The organism is Chryseobacterium salipaludis (assembly GCF_022968825.1).
In the GTDB taxonomy this organism is placed as follows: Bacteria; Bacteroidota; Bacteroidia; order Flavobacteriales; family Weeksellaceae; genus Kaistella; species Kaistella salipaludis.
On sequence record NZ_JALHKS010000001.1, the window covers coordinates 165,149 to 180,881 of the forward strand.

The 15,733-nt window shown below is 46.2% G+C and carries 9 protein-coding genes and 1 pseudogene; 3 read left to right on the forward strand and 7 right to left on the reverse strand.

The annotated features are described in order from the left end of the window. Window positions 1-23: 23 nt before the first annotated feature. The 5 genes from MVI27_RS00750 to gyrA form a co-directional block, all read right to left on the reverse strand. Window positions 24-2,828, reverse strand: coding sequence for a 2-oxoglutarate dehydrogenase E1 component (locus tag MVI27_RS00750; protein ID WP_246959154.1), 2,805 nt, complete (start codon window positions 2,826-2,828; stop codon window positions 24-26). A gap of 96 nt (window positions 2,829-2,924) precedes the next feature. Continuing rightward, on the reverse strand, window positions 2,925-3,959 hold the full coding sequence (locus tag MVI27_RS00755) for an SRPBCC family protein (RefSeq protein ID WP_246958740.1): 1,035 nt from the start codon (window positions 3,957-3,959) through the stop codon (window positions 2,925-2,927). A gap of 465 nt (window positions 3,960-4,424) precedes the next feature. Beyond that, on the reverse strand, window positions 4,425-6,197 hold the full coding sequence (locus MVI27_RS00760; protein ID WP_246958742.1) for an aminopeptidase P family protein: 1,773 nt from the start codon (window positions 6,195-6,197) through the stop codon (window positions 4,425-4,427). A gap of 145 nt (window positions 6,198-6,342) precedes the next feature. Continuing rightward, entirely contained in the window at window positions 6,343-7,725 is a 1,383-nt protein-coding gene (locus tag MVI27_RS00765) for a tetratricopeptide repeat protein (RefSeq protein WP_246958743.1), read from the reverse strand. Between the two features lie 24 nt (window positions 7,726-7,749). After that, window positions 7,750-10,332: a DNA gyrase subunit A gene (gene gyrA, locus MVI27_RS00770; protein WP_246958744.1), complete on the reverse strand. Its 2,583-nt coding sequence runs from the start codon at window positions 10,330-10,332 to the stop codon at window positions 7,750-7,752. Window positions 10,333-10,480: 148 nt separating this feature from the next. Between gyrA and MVI27_RS00775 the strand changes: the two genes are divergently transcribed. Continuing rightward, window positions 10,481-10,798 (forward strand): DUF4286 family protein, encoded by a 318-nt coding sequence (locus tag MVI27_RS00775; RefSeq protein WP_246958745.1) that lies wholly within the window; start codon window positions 10,481-10,483, stop codon window positions 10,796-10,798. Between the two features lie 9 nt (window positions 10,799-10,807). Here MVI27_RS00775 and MVI27_RS00780 read toward each other — a convergent pair whose 3' ends face one another. Both MVI27_RS00780 and MVI27_RS00785 read right to left on the reverse strand, forming a co-directional pair. Further along, a complete protein-coding gene (locus tag MVI27_RS00780) occupies window positions 10,808-11,842 on the reverse strand; it encodes an acyl-CoA reductase (protein ID WP_246958747.1) in 1,035 nt (344 codons plus the stop codon). Between the two features lie 97 nt (window positions 11,843-11,939). Continuing rightward, window positions 11,940-13,937, reverse strand: a pseudogene (locus MVI27_RS00785) (heavy metal translocating P-type ATPase). A gap of 320 nt (window positions 13,938-14,257) precedes the next feature. Between MVI27_RS00785 and MVI27_RS00790 the strand changes: the two are divergent. Both MVI27_RS00790 and serC read left to right on the forward strand, forming a co-directional pair. Then, window positions 14,258-14,608, forward strand: a complete 351-nt coding sequence (locus tag MVI27_RS00790) for a 4Fe-4S binding protein (protein WP_246958748.1) — start codon at window positions 14,258-14,260, stop codon at window positions 14,606-14,608. 57 nt (window positions 14,609-14,665) lie between these two features. Further along, window positions 14,666-15,730: a 3-phosphoserine/phosphohydroxythreonine transaminase gene (gene serC, locus MVI27_RS00795; RefSeq protein WP_246958749.1), complete on the forward strand. Its 1,065-nt coding sequence runs from the start codon at window positions 14,666-14,668 to the stop codon at window positions 15,728-15,730. Window positions 15,731-15,733 lie beyond the last annotated feature (3 nt).

A 15,733-nucleotide genomic window follows, 5' to 3' on the forward strand; every position in this document is an offset into this window, starting at 1 on the left:
TAATATTAAAACTAAAGATACAATTACGCAGTTACCGGACGTTTTTCAGGTTCATCATTACGGTCGAACACGCGGTTGATTACATCATTCTGGTTACGCTCAAACATTTTATGGCTTCCCGGTGCCGGTGTACCGCTGGCTACCGGTGCAATTACCTGAATACCGGTTTCACGGAAGTTGCGCAGGATGAATGTCCACGCACCCATATTTTCCGGCTCCTCCTGTACCCACAGCAATTGCTTGCGCTTGCCGTATTTCTCCAAGATGGCGTTGATCTTTTTAAAATCAAGCGGATATAACTGTTCCAGACGAACCAGCGCAATATTATCTACGCCGAGATCTTCTTTTTTGGCCAGTAATTCATAATAGATTTTACCGGAGCACAGCACCAGTTTTTCAATTTTCGGTGCATCTGCAGAGTGATCATCAATGATTGGTTGGAAAGATCCGTTGGCCAGTTCCTCCAGCGTTGAAACTACCTTCGGATGGCGGAGCAATGATTTTGGAGACATTACCACAAGTGGTTTGCGGAAGTTCCATTTCATCTGCCGGCGCATCAGGTGGAAGTAGTTGGCCGGCGTGGTCGCGTTGGCTACGGTGATATTATCATTGGCACAAAGTGTCAGGAAACGCTCCAGACGTGCGGAACTGTGTTCAGCACCCTGGCCTTCGAAGCCGTGTGGCAACAGCATCACCAGACCGCTCTGAATTTTCCATTTTTCTTCAGCAGCTACCAGATACTGGTCAATAATAATCTGTGCACCATTCATAAAGTCACCAAACTGCGCTTCCCAAACCGTCAGTGTGCTCGGGGATGCCATGGCGTACCCGTAGTCAAAACCAAGTACTCCATATTCAGAAAGGTGAGAGTTATAAATATCAAATCGGCTGTCGGAGATATGACGCAGCGGGATGTATTCTTCTTCGGTGTCTTCTGTTTTAATTAAAGCATGACGGTGCGAGAAGGTACCACGCTCCACATCTTCCCCGGAAATACGAACATTTTGCCCTTCTGAAAGAAGCGTAGCATACACCAGCCATTCGCCCAAAGCCCAGTCCAGCTGGTTGTTCTCAATCATCTTCAGACGATTTTCGAACAAGCGGCTTACTTTTTTAATAAAGTTTTTGTCAGCCGGCAACGTGCTCATTTTGATGGCGAGCTCTTTCAGTTTTGTCAGATCAAAACTTGTATCAACAGGATTCAGAGCAGTATCGCGGGCTGCCAGCGGAAAGTCTTTCCATGCTTCTTCCATGAACAGATCCAGGGCGTTCTTTTCAATTTCTTTAGATGCATCGAAATCAGCATCCAGAAGTTTTTTGAAACTGCTTTCCATTTCCTTCATTTTCTCGCTGGAAACGATGCCTTCCTTCATCAGCTGATCTTTGTAAATCTCACGCGGATTCGGATGCTTGGAAATCAGTTTATAAAGATTCGGCTGTGTGAACCGCGGTTCATCACCTTCGTTATGACCATATTTACGGTAGCCCAACAAGTCAATGTACACGTCCTTGCCAAACTTCGCACGGAAATCCGCTGCAAAACGAATCGCATGTACCACCGCTTCCACGTCATCAGCATTCACGTGCATCACCGGAGATTCGGTTACTTTCGCGATATCGGTGCTATAGACGGAAGAACGCGCGTCCTGATAATTGGTGGTAAACGAAACCTGGTTATTCACCACAATGTGAACAGTTCCGCCGGTGCGGTAACCTTCCAAAGTCATCATCTGCGCCACCTCATATACGATTCCCTGACCTGCAATCGCACCGTCGCCATGAATCACAATCGGAAGTACTTTTCCGAAATCTTTGTAGATATTGTCCACTTTTGCGCGACAGATTCCTTCGACCAAAGCCGCGACTGTTTCCAGGTGCGACGGATTCGGTGTGAGGTTAATCGCAACTTCTTCGCCTTTAGCGGTTTTTATTTTTTTAGATGATCCCAGGTGGTATTTCACATCACCGGAGAACACATCTTCTTCAAATTCTTTCCCCTCGAATTCAGAAAAGATTTGTTTATACGATTTACCGAAAATATTGGTGAGTACATTCAGTCGTCCGCGGTGTGCCATCCCCAGCACCACCTCATCAACTCCCAATTCAGAAGAACGGGTAATAAGCTGATCCAATGCCGGAATTAAAGACTCGCCTCCTTCCAGCGAAAAACGCTTTTGGCCCACAAACTTCGTGTGCAGGTAATTTTCAAAAGCAACGGCCTGGTTTAGTTTTTCCAGAATTTCCACTTTCTCATCTGCGTTCAGCTTCGGGCGATTGCTGTTTACGTGAATCCACTCGCGGATGAACTGGCGCTCTTCCACATTACCGATGTGCATATATTCCAGTCCGATGGAGCTGCAATAAATCTGCTGCAAATGGTCTATGATTTCCTGCAAAGTAGCAGGTCCGGACATCCCGGTTTCTTTGGCAGAGCTGAATCTTTTAGTCAGGTCCTGCTTGCTAAGCCCAAAATTCTCGATAGCCAGCGTTGGCTCAAAGTGCCGGCGCTCGCGCACGGGATTGGTATTTGTAAAAAGATGGCCGCGGGTGCGATAGGCTTCAATTAGGTTCAGCACCTTGAACTCCTTTTCAATCTCTTCGGGAATCTGCCCTTGCGCAGCAGCCTGTTCAGTCGCTTGCACCGGAGCCGAAGCCTGTGTTCCGCCGCTGTACCCTGCTTCCTCACCATAATTTTCCAACGCGAAATCGAAGCCCTGGAAAAAAGACTTCCAGGAAGGCTCCAGTGAATCCGGATACTTCAGATATTGTTGGTATAAGTCGTCGATTAACTGTGCGTGTACAGCATTTAGGAACGAAAATTTGTCCATCATTTACAAATTATCTGGGGTTATAATTTAAGAGAACAAATTTAACAAAAATATGTGAACTGATGAACAGCAATAATCCGCGCTGCAGGTGACTTTCTAAGATACAGGCATTGATATTTTCAATAAGACCTTGTCCTCGGAAACCGGTTCTTCCAGAAAGGTAATGATAATTTTGCCCGGAATCAGATTTTCGGACTTCGCCTTTTCGCGTAACTGCTGAACGGCACGCAGGCGACCTGCGAAATTTCCTTTATAATACATCACATACGAAGTGCCGGCCTGAGTTTCGCGATAGGTGAAATTATTGTCAAATATTTTTTCACGGCGCAGCATCGGAATGCCGTAATAAAAGGAAATGATTTTATCCTTGAACTGATCACCATCTGCCAGCAACTGCGGTTCGCCGAACTCATCTTCTTCTTTACCTAAATCGAGTTTCGCATAGTTGGTGACTTTGTTATGGTGCTGCACAATACTCTGGAAGAACGCCCCTTTGTTGTTTTTCACATTGGCACTGATGCCCAGAAGCAAGGCACTTTCCTGGCGATCGACAAAGATACTGTCGAAGACTACTGCATTGCGCCGGTTTTCGCGTTGAACTTTGTTCCCCATCATTTGAGAAAGCTGCGCCATGCTTTTATCTACGGAGCCGGCCCAGTCATCTTCTTCAATTAGATTTACAGAACGTTTCAGATATGGTTGTGCTGGCGTGTGGATGTACCAGATTACTTTGGTTTTATTTCCGGAAGGAATAAATTTAATATCAATATGATACGGCATATTATCCTCCCCTTCAAAAAGTTCCAGCTTTAAAGTACGGTTGGGATTAATATATCGCACGAACAGTTCGCCTCCCTTTTTATCTCCTTTTGCACTGCGATAGGTCATGGAACTCCCCTGCCCTTCGTACGGCGCGAAAAACTGAAAAGAAAGATTTTTCTCTTTGGAAAAAAAGGTATTCCAGCGTGCAAAATTCTGGAGGTTGACAAATTGTGGAAATACTTTATCCACAGGATACGGCAACTCCTTCTCTACAGTGAAATCCTGACTTTCATCCACCACAGACATAAGTGCAGCGTACACACCGCCGAGTAGGATAATAATAACGAGAAAAATTTTCAGCCAGCGCATCGGGCAAAAATAGGAAAAAATGGGCAGTGGATGTGATGTAGAATGTATAATGTATAAAGTAAAATGTACACTGTAGAAAGCGCTAAATATAATGTGTGAAGTATGTTGTACTGAGTATAAAGTTTTGGTATGAATCGTATGCCTTATTGAAAATGCGAAGGTGGAGGGAATACTGCGCACATTAAAGCATTGCAGCAGAACCATTTATGTCGAAAATGAAGGTTTTAAACTTTCATTATATTTTATTTTTTCCTCTTTACTCTTTCTTCTTTTTCTACAGTAAATGGCTAAAACTTTCCACGGCAGCGGGAGTTGCGTGAGGGATTGCAGCGGAAATCCCGGACCGGCCGACGATAGGAGGCCGGGAGGAATTGCAGTGAAAAGCCCGACGCGCGCCGCAGCGCAGCGAAGGCGCGGGGCACGCCCAAATAAAAAGCAGACCGATTACGATCTGCTTTTCAAATTTTATAGAGGTCGAACCTGCTCCAGGAACCAGCTGAGCACTTCGCCCTGCAGCTGGCCTTCCAGCTTTTCGCGGCACCAAGCATGGTAACCGTTCAGCCAGTCTTTTTCAGGCTCTGTCAGCAATTCTGTTTTAATGACCTTCCGATCAAACGGACAAATAGTCAATGTTTCAAATTCATAGAAAGTTCCGAATTCAGTGGTTTCGACTTCCTGCACCGCAATCAGGTTCTCATGACGGATCCCGTAATGGTTTTCCCAGTAAAAGCCCGGCTCGTTGGACAGCACCATGCCCGGCAACAGTTCCTGGAAATTCATATCCTTGCGGATGTTTTGCGGCCCCTCGTGCACGTTCATGAAACTGCCGACGCCATGACCGGTGCCGTGGTTATAGTCTTTCCCTTCTTTCCACAAAGCCAGGCGCGCGAAAGCATCGAGCTGCACACCACGTGTTCCTTTGGGAAATTTGACCATGGAAAGCTGAATGAGCCCTTTGAGCGCCAGCGTGCAATTGTGTTTAAATTCATCAGAAGGCGTACCGAGTGCCAGCGTACGAGTAATATCAGTGGTTCCCTCGAGGTACTGGCCGCCGGAATCTACGAGGATGGTATCCTGGTTGGTTACGTCTTTACTTCCTTCTTTCTTGGCAGAATAATGCATGATGGCGCCGTTTTCACGAAAGCCCACAATACTGCCAAAACTCTCGCCGACAAAGTTTTCTCCTTCGGCGCGGAAACCGAGTAGTTTTTCGCCGATGCTGTATTCAGTCATCGCTTCTTTTCCGGCCTGATGCGTAAGCCAGTAGAGGAATTTCACCATCGCTACCCCATCGCGTTTCATGACGGTACGGAAGCCGGCGAGTTCGGTTTCGTTTTTCACGGCTTTCATCAGATTGCCGGGAACGGGTGCTTTGATGAAAGTGTTTTTTTCTTTTAAGGCTTCAAAAATAGCCTGGTTGCTGGTAGGTGAAACCAATACGGTTTCGTTTTCACAGGTACCCAGTTCTTCATAAAACTTTTCGTATGGCAGAATTTTCACCCAGGCTTCCTGCAGCTGTTCGCGCGATTCAGCATCAAGCTTTTCAAGGTCTACAAAAAGCTTGGTTTCATTTTTTGTTAAAATAATATACGCTAAAAACACAGGATTGGACTGCACATCGCTGCCACGAAGATTGAGGGTCCAAGCAACGTCATCCAGACTGGAAATAATATGAACGGAGGCACACATTTCTTCCATTTTGTGTCGAATGTCGGCCACTTTCTCGGTCACTGATTTCCCGGCGCGCTCCACGGGATGTACAAAAATCGGGTTCTTTACCGCATTGGGATTGCGATCGGTCCAAAGGTCTTTAAGCAAAGGTTCGTCAATCAGCATTTTGTCTGCTGCCTTTAGTTTTTCGCTGAGTTTCTCCCAGTTGGCGTGCGAAGTTGCCAGTGCGTTCACAGCGACGACACCGTGCTCCGGCGTATTGTCGATGATCCAGTCGATATAATCCGGCGTGCCTTCCATGCCGTCTTTAAACAAATCAATGCCGGAACCTGCCAGTTCAATGGGTGCCTGCGTAAAATACCGGCCATCGGTCCAGAGGCCTGCTTTCTCTTTTGTTACCACCACAAATCCTGCGGAGCCGGTAAAGCCCGACAGCCAGGAACGTTCCTGCCATTCCGCCGGAAGGTATTCGCTCATGTGCGGATCTGCGGAGTACACGATAAATGCATCTATATTTTCATCGGCCATCTTCTGGCGCAAACTTGCTATTCTTTCTGCTGGATTCATAAAAAAGGTAATTTGAAGGTGAATTTACGAAGAAAATGACAGCCAGCCTTTTTTTACGCCTTAAAAATTTCAGATGCTGTGCTAAAAAAAGCACACCTTATATAATAAAGTGTGCTTTTGCAATTGGTAGTTAGTGGTAACTACATTATTTCTTTTTGCTCAATTCAGCTTCTTTCGCTTTGAATTCCTGATATTTTGCATCATTCTTTGTGGATAAGTAGAGACCGCGCAGCAATGAAACTACGTCGAGGTTGCCCGGATCCTGCTTGTACCACATTTCAGCGTATGGCAATGTATTGGCCAGGCGTACACGACGTGCTTCGATGATCTGGTTCGCCAATTCGGTTTTACCCGCTGTACGTGCAGCATTATAATCATCAATAGCTTTGGCGTCATCCCCCATGGTCAAATAGGTGAGGTTCTGATGCGCCTGAATCAGGTCCGGTTTCAGTTCGATTGCTTTCTTATAAGAAGCAGTAGCTTCTGCCTGCAGGGCCGGATCTTTACTTTGCAGTACGCCCAGATTGTACCAGTTGGTGGCATCGTTCGGATTTTTAGCGAGCTGTGCTTTCAGGCTTTTGGTAAACTCATCCGTTTTTCCGGCTTTGTAATACGCTGTTCCCTGAAGTTCGCCCAGTTTCGCATTGGTCGGGAATTTTTTCAGTCCCTGCTCGATCAAGGCTAACGCTTCATCGGAGCGTTCGCTGTCTAACAACAGGGCCACTGTGGTTTCATACAGTTCCTGTTCCATGCTCGGAGAAGTTTCTGTTTTGAAATCAACATACTCTCCGGAAGCTCCCATTTTCTTATACAGTTCCCAAGTGCTTTTTTCCAGGTTTTCAGTTTCGCCGGTCTTCTTGTTTTTCGCCGTGTAGGTGGTTTCTACGCCATTGTAATTACTGTCAATCAGCTGCTTATATACTTTGATAGCGTCGTCTTTTTTATCTGCCAAGGCATAGGCCAGACCTGCGTAGTACAAGTACTTTTTATTATCCTGACCTGCCGCGTTGAGAAGATTATACACTTCTGCAAACTTCGGTGCTGCTTCCGCGTACTTTTTAGCATTGTAAGCGTCGAGTGCCTGCTTGTTGGCAGTTTCGATCACCGGATTGATGGAACCGGCAAGCTTAGACATCAGGACCGGAGTATAGCGCTCTTCTTTCAAACTACTCAGGCCGGAAGCATCTGCTGCTGCTTTTCCAACAAAGTACATCTTGGTACGTCCGTCTTTTCCTACGTAGACAGGATTTTTTGCAAGGTCATTAATTTTCGAAAGGTACTGTGCGCCTTCGGCTGTTTTACCGGATTTCAATAGGGCAAGGCCTTTTGCATAGTAATACTGCTCCAAAACGGCTGGCTCCAGAACGGCAATATTATTATTCATCGCACTTTCTGCTTGGCTGATTTGCGCATTGGCACCGGCAAGGTCGCCGGAATCAACTGCTTTTACAGCGGCAGCAATTTCTTTTTTCTGCCCGAAAACGGTAACAGCTGCCAGAAGGGTTGCGGTTAAAAATATTTTTTTCATTTCAAGTTATTTTAAAGTTGACTTTTATTCGTTAGTTTCAGCAGTATCATCAGATGCCTCGGTAGCTTCATTATTAATATCTGCAGAGGGCTCTTCGGAAATTGCTACCTCACCATTCAGTTCAGGATTTTCGACCGTTTCTTCTTCGGCAACCTCACTATCCATTTCTACCTTGGCAATGGCTGCGATTTCGTCGTTTTTCTTTAAGTTGATGAGTTTAACACCCTGGGTATTACGACCCATGACGCGCATTTCGTCCAAGCCCATACGGATGGCTACCCCTGATTTATTGATAATCATCAGACCATCTTCGTCCGTAACGCTTTGAATGGCGATCAGGTTTCCGGTTTTTTCGGTGATATTTAAGGTAATAACACCTTTGCCGCCACGGTTGGTGATACGATAATCTTCCACGGCTGTACGCTTACCATATCCTTTTTCGGATACCACCAGCACTGATTCATTTTCAACATCATTCACAGCAATCATACCGATCACTTCATCGCCATCTTCCAGCGTAATTCCGCGAACACCGATGGAACCCCGGCCCACGGCACGCGCTTTCTCTTCAGGGAAACGAATACATTTTCCGTTTTTGGTCGCGATCATAATTTCAGATGCGCCATTGGTCAGTCTTGCGCCCAACAACTGATCGTTATCACGGATTTCAATTGCATTTACCCCATTGGTTCGCGGACGGGAATATGCTTCGAGCGAAGTTTTCTTGATGGTCCCGTTTTTCGTGATCATCACCACGTTCATCTGATTCACATACTCAGCATCCTTTAGATCATTGGTCCTGATATACGCTTTAATTTTATCGTCTGGCTCAATATTAATCAGGTTTTGAACGGCGCGGCCCTTGGCTGTTTTGGAGCCCTCCGGGATTTCGAAAACACGCAGCCAGAAACAGCGTCCTTTTTCCGTAAAGAACAGCATGTACTGGTGATTGGTTGCCGCTACAATATATTCCAGGAAGTCCTCATCCCGGGTCGTGGCAGCACGGTTTCCTACGCCACCGCGGCTTTGAATTTTGTATTCGGAAAGTGATGTCCTTTTAATATAACCAGCATGAGAAATGGTCAGAACCACTTTTTCATCCGGAATCAAATCTTCAATGGACATTTCGCCACCGGAGTAATCAATTTCAGTCCGGCGTTCATCGCCGTATTTTTCCTTAATCTCAAGCAGTTCTTCCTTAATGATTTCAAATCTACGCCCTTCATTGGCCAGAATATCTTCCAGGTTATTGATGAGGTTCATGATCTCGTCATATTCCGCGCGGATTTTATCCAGCTCCATACCGGTCAGCCTTGCCAACCGGAGGTCCAGAATAGCCTGTGCCTGAATATCGGAAAGCTCAAACTCAGCCATCAGGCCTTCCTTCGCATCATTCGGGCTGGCACTGTGACGAATAATGGCGATTGCACGATCCAGCGCATCCTGTGTACCGATTACCTTCATGAACCCTTCGAGGATATGCGCACGCTCACGGGCCTTCCTCAGTTCATATTCGGTACGGCGCACCACTACTTCGTGACGGTGATCCACAAAATGACGAATCAGGTCCTTCACATTCAGCTGCTCCGGACGGCCATTTACAAGGGCAATATTGTTAACGCTAAAACTCGTTTGCAGTGAAGTATACTTATACAGCATATTCAACACGACATTCGGAATTGCATCATTTTTAAGTTCATAAACTACGCGCAGTCCTGACCGATCAGACTCATCGCGGATTTCCACGATCCCCGGAATTTTGTCATCCTTTACCAATTCAGCGGTACGCGCAATCATTTCGGCTTTGTTTACCAGATACGGAATTTCGGTTACGACAATCGCATTGCGGTTTCCGATTTCCTCGAAGCCAACGCGTGCACGCAAAATAATGCGCCCCCGTCCGGTATGCAGCGCATCGCGCACGCCGTCATAGCCATAAATAATTCCGCCGGTTGGGAAATCCGGTGCTACGATATGACGCATCAGTTCATCAATCGTAATCTCGCGGTCATCGATATAAGCGCAAATAGCGTCCACCGACTCGGACAGGTTATGCGGCGCCATATTAGTCGCCATCCCCACGGCAATACCGGAAGTTCCGTTGACTAGCAGATTTGGAATCTTGGTAGGAAGCACCTTTGGCTCCGTCAGGGAATCATCAAAGTTATTTTGAAAATCAACCGTGTCTTTATCCAGGTCCGCCAGGATTTCATCAGAAATCTTTTTCAGGCGCGCCTCGGTATAACGCATTGCTGCCGGCGGGTCACCATCCATGGAACCGAAGTTCCCCTGACCGTCCACCTGCGTATAACGCAAACTCCAAGGCTGGGCCATACGAACCATCGCATCATACACGGAAGTATCCCCGTGCGGGTGATATTTACCCAATACATCCCCAACGATTCTGGCAGACTTTAAATATTTTCTGTTTGAAAAAACTCCAAGGCCGTACATTCCGTACAATACGCGCCTGTGCACCGGCTTCAATCCGTCGCGCACATCAGGCAACGCCCGGGAAACGATTACCGACATCGAATAGTCAATGTATGATGACTTCATCTCATCGACAATGTTAATCGGAATTAACTTTTCTCCTTCTGTATGCATAATGATTCTATAATCTCACAGCCAGGCAATTAAGCAGACACCCGCGCTGTGCTTTTCTTTCAATTTTAATAACGTGCTAAATTACGAAAAATTACCGACTTTTGCAGCAGCAGCAACTGTTTTACGTCATAAAAATTAGTTAAAAAAGATGAGTATTTTAAGTGTCACCTTTCACTCCACGGCAGATCTGCAGGAGCGCTGGGAAAAGTATCTTAACGAAGAATTGAAGAACATGGCCGATAACCTGCTGGAAGCCGAGAAATACGTGCTTTCCACCGTGGAAACCGATATGGTCCGGGAAGGACAAAACACAAATCTTCTGCTCTTCTTCGCTGATGATGAAAAACGCTCAGAATTTATGCAGAACGAATTGGTGAACATCAGCGAACTGATTGCTGCCGCGTTCGGCGATCAGGTGATGATTTTTGCGACGCTGCTCAATCCGCAGCACAGCCGCTGGGATTAAAATAAAGTTTTAAATAACTTCGAGAAAACGCATGGTGTCCACACGGTCAGCATATTCATCCAATGCAGGATGTTGCGCTTCACCAAAAGAGACTTTCTCGGGAATAAAACCGGCTTCGCTGACCACCGCCTGAATATCATGCTCGTGGTTTCGAAGGTACGCTAACACCTCTTCAGGATTACTGTATCGGCTGAAATTAATAACAGACAGCGGCGAAAATAAAGCATCGTCCTGCCGAAGCATCACGAAATTATTATCCCAAAACGGCTCCTGGTTCAGCAGATAGACGGCACGGTTGTATTCGTAATTATTGGCATATTTGTGATGATTGATCACCTCTTTAAAATCAAGAAAATTTTCAAACAGGCGATCGAGTTTAAAATCTGCAGGGATAAAAAGCCGCGTTACATTGCGGCAGCCTAAACCGAAATAACGGAAAATATCTTCTGCCAGTAACCGCAGTTGTTCGTTCGTTTCCTCTCCCGTCAGTACTGCGACAGAAGTGCGGTTTTTGCGAATGATGCTCAAATGGTCTTTAAAATAATATTCCAGATAGCGTGCTGTATTATTGCTGCCGGTTGCAATTACCGCGTCAAAATCAGTGAGCTTTTCCACAATTTCATATTGAAGAGTGTCATTGGAAAGTGCTGCCCAGCGTTTCATCAGATACGGCAGAATGACTTTGTCCTTAGAAGACAATTTAATCAACGGAATATGGTTACTGAGCACTACCGAGAGTACATCGTGGAAGCCGACCATGGGAATATTTCCGGCCAGGATGAGACCTACTTTTTTCGGTTGAGCAGCAGGTTTGTAATGCGAAAGCCAGTTCTTCAGTGGCTCTTCCTGTAACAGTTTGCCCCACTCCGCAAAAGCGAATTTTTGGTTTTCGAGCGTGAACCAGGAATTTTCGATTTCAGCTTTGCGGCACAACGCGAGAAGATACTGCTCTCCCTCGTTGTACGAATTCTGATCCTTTTCTGCAAATTCCCTGAGTTCTGCACCAAGCTGTACCAGGGCAGCCATATTTTGCGCTCTATCCATTTTAAATTCCTGCCGTTTTTGTAGCAGGCGCAAATTTACGCAGTTTTAATTTAAAAAAATACTGCACCAGGGAAACACGCTTTCATTCCTTGTAATCTTAAAACGATTTACTGTTCTGAATTCTTACCGCATTTAAGACAGCCAGCAAGGCGACTCCCACATCGGCAAAAACTGCTTCCCACATGGTGGCCAGCCCACCCGCACCCAGCACGAGTACAGCCGCTTTAACACCAAAGGCTAAAATAATATTCTGCCACACAATCTGTCTCGTTTTGCGACCCACCATAATGGCCGAAGCAAGCCGCGACGGTTTATCGTCCTGTATCACCACGTCCGCCGTTTCAATGGTCGCATCGCTGCCGAGACCGCCCATGGCAATCCCCACATCACTGAGCGCCACTACCGGCGCATCATTCACACCATCACCCACAAAGGCAACCGCGGCGTGTTGTGCTTTTATTTCCTTTAACTTCTGTACTTTATCTTCCGGTAAGAGATTTCCAAACGCGATATCGATCCCAAGTTTCTGAGCAACAGACTGCACTACCTGATCCTTGTCACCGCTCAGCATGGCGACGTGAACGCCCAATTGTTTCAGGCGCTGCACTGCGTGGGCTGCATCGGCCCGGATTTCATCTGCTACGGTGAGGTAACCCGCAAATTGTCCGTCCACGGCAATTGCCACGACTGTTCCCACAATATTTTCGGGATTAAGGTCATACGAAACGCCAAACTGGTCCAGCAGGTTAAAATTACCGGCCAATATTATCTTACCTTCTTTTTCAGCTTGTCAACCTTTCCCCGGAATTTCCCTGATTTCATTTAGATTAATAAACGGCGCTTCCGTTCCCGCATAATTTTTAATCGCCGTTGCAATGGGATGGCTGGAAGCAGATTCAATCGCGTTCAGCAAGCTCAGTACTTCATCCTGGTTAAAGCCATTATTAATAACCGCTTCCTGTACCTTAAAAACGCCTTCAGTCAGTGTGCCGGTTTTGTCCATCACGACCGCGTCTATTTTCGCCATCAGGTCAAGATAATTTCCGCCTTTAAATAAAATACCGTTGCGGCTCGCAGCACCAATCCCACCGAAATATCCAAGCGGAATACTGATCACGAGCGCACATGGACAGGAAATTACCAGAAAGACCAGCGCCCGATATAACCAGTCCCGAAAGATATAATCAGAAACAAAAAAATACGGCAACAAACAAATTCCGACGGCCAGAAAGAAAACAATTGGCGAATAAATTTTGGCGAATTTGCGAATAAATAATTCAGTCGGTGCTTTCTGGCTGCTTGCCTGCTGTACCATTTCCAGAATACGGGAGAGTTTGCTGTCCTCATACGGAGTGGTAACTTCCAAGGTGGCAACAGAATCCATGTTGATCATCCCTGCCAGTATTTCACTTCCTTTTTCTTTTCGCTGGGGCACGCTTTCGCCGGTGAGCGCGGCCGTGTTGAAAAATGATTGTTCAGACTGCAGGCGCCCGTCCAGAGCTACTTTTTCACCGGGTTTCAGACGAATGATCTGGCCAGGCAAAATTTCGCGCGCGTGCATTTCGCAAAAGGTGCCATCCGGCAGAATTATTGTCGCTTCATCCGGTCTTTGATCGAGTAAAGCAGCAATATTTCCTTTGGCGCGGTTCACGGCCATTCCCTGAAAAATTTCGCCAATGGTATAGAAAAGCATCACCGCGACTCCCTCCGGATACTCACCGATGGCAAAAGCCCCAAGGGTGGCCAGGCCCATCAGGAAAAACTCAGAAAACACATCGCAGTGACGCATGCTCTTCGCGGCCTGACCGAGCACCGGCAACCCTACCGGCAGATACGCGGCCCCATACCAGAAAAGCCTTAGATAGCCGGTAAACCAATCTGCTTTCATACCGTAGTCGAATAGCAAACCGGTACCGAGCAGTATTAATGACATTGCTGCTGGCAAGAACACCTTTATTTTTTCAAATGTAGTTTCGGGTACTTCATGCACGTGATCATGGTCCTGGGTTACGCTTTTTCTATTTTTTCCAGTACTGCATCCCGAATCAGAACAGCAGCCGGTATCAGTTGAAGAAGCGAGTGTATGTTTGTCCATTAATTTTAGAATAAAAAATATAAAAAAAGACTTAAATCAAATGCTTAAAAACGGATTGATCTTTCTCCTTTTTTTTTTAAAGTTTAAAGATACGGTTTTATGCAAAAATAATGCTGTGGCGTATTTCAGACCAGGTTATAGACAGTGGACGGACGTTCTTCTTAAAAGTTAAAGTTTCTGCTCCGCTGTGAAGTAAGTAAACTTTAGCCTGCATCTTGCCAATGCTTTCAGGTGCTATTTTAAAGCAAACCAACCCGGCTGAATCGCCCTGAATGCGAAGGATTTTTTTTATCTTTGTACAAATTATAAATTAAGTAGCTATGGCTATCAGAATAACCGACGAATGTATTAACTGCGGTGCTTGCGAACCCGAATGCCCCAACAACGCGATCTATGAAGGAGCGGTGGATTGGAAGGCGTCTGACGGTACGGCACTGAAAGGAACAGTCGTCATGAAATCCGGATTAACTATTGATGCAGATGCACCACAGGAACCGGTAAGTGATGACATTTATTTTATCGTAACCGATAAATGTACGGAATGTATGGGCTTCCACGAAGAGCCTCAATGTGCGGCTGTATGCCCGGTGGACTGCTGTATTCCGGATGAAGACCATGTGGAAAGCGAAGAAGCGCTACTGGAGAAGAAGGCATTCCTGCACAACGAATAAAATCCTCTGCAAAAAACAGATATCTCACTGATTCCGCTCAACCAAATCCAAAAAATAATGAGCAAAAAACACAATTTCAGCGCCGGCCCGTGCATTTTACCGCAGGAAGTGCTGAAACAATCCGCAGAAGCAATTTTAGATTTTAATGGGATCGGCCTTTCGCTGCTCGAGATTTCCCACCGAAGCAAGGACTTTGTTCCGGTAATGGAAGAAGCCCGCGCCATTGTAAAACGCCTGATGAACCTCGACGACTCGTATGAGGTTCTGTATTTAGGGGGAGGTGCCAGCCTGCAGTTTGTAATGGTTCCTTTCAACCTGATGAAACAGGAAAACGGAAAGGCTGTGTATCTCGATACCGGTGTGTGGGCTGCCGGAGCGATTAAGGAAGCTAAAAAGCTCGGCACTGTTGAAATTGCCGGTTCGTCCAGAGAAGAGAAATACAGTTTCATTCCAAAAGACTACGAAGTAGATCCGGCCGCAGACTATTTCCACTGCACGAGCAATAATACTATTTACGGCACGCAGATGAAGAGTTTCCCAAAAGTGGATATTCCAATGGTGTGTGATATGAGTTCCGATATTTTCTCCCGCCAGCTGGATTTTTCGCAGTTTGATGTAATTTATGCCGGTGCCCAAAAAAACATGGGTCCTGCAGGAACGACCTTAGTGGTGGTTAAAAAAGAGGTTTTAGGCAAAACCGGACGTGACATTCCTTCATACCTGGACTATTCGCTGCACATTGCAAAAGAATCCATGTTCAATACGCCGCCTGTTTTTCCCGTTTACGCATCATTGCTCACCTTGCAGCAACTGGAGCGCACCGGTGGAATTGCAGCTGCCGAACAGCGCAATAGCGCCAAAGCAGAATTGCTGTATCAGGAAATCGACCGTAACCCGCTGTTTGAAACTATCTGCAATAAGGAAGACCGTTCCCTGATGAACGTATCTTTCCGCTTACTTGATGACAGCAAGAAGGAAAGTTTTGATGAAGCATGGAAAAACGCCGGTCTCAACGGTCTGAACGGACACCGTACCCTCGGCGGATACAGAGCCAGTTTATATAATGCCCTGCCTATTGAAAGTGTGCAGGTATTAGTAGATATAATGAAAAGCCTCAACTGATTT